This is a genomic window from Arthrobacter sp. Y3225116 (assembly GCF_059091245.1).
In genome coordinates, this window is sequence record NZ_JBNHGL010000615.1 from 1 (window position 1) to 291 (window position 291).

A 291-nucleotide genomic window follows, 5' to 3' on the forward strand; every position below is an offset into this window, starting at 1 on the left:
GGCGAGGCCGCCGACGAGGCGACCTTGGCGGATCTGGCCTTCGCGTGGCGCGCTGTTCGGGCGGCGAAGTCCAACGCCATCCTGGTCGCGGCCAACCGCGCCGCGGTGGGCATCGGCATGGGGCAGGTCAACCGGCTGGATTCCTGCCGCCTGGCCGTAGAGCGGGCCAATACGCTCGGCGTGGCGGTCGACGGCGGGGCCGACGCTGCCGGGGGAGCGGCCAATGTGCAGGGCTCCGGGGCGCCCGAGCGAGCCCGCGGCGCCGTGGCGGCATCGGATGCGTTCTTCCCG

At 75.3% G+C, this 291-nt stretch carries 1 pseudogene; it reads left to right on the forward strand.

Annotated elements, in window-relative coordinates:
* Positions 1 to 291 (forward strand): annotated as a pseudogene (purH, locus tag AC5RV2_RS19220) (bifunctional phosphoribosylaminoimidazolecarboxamide formyltransferase/IMP cyclohydrolase); the annotation flags it as partial.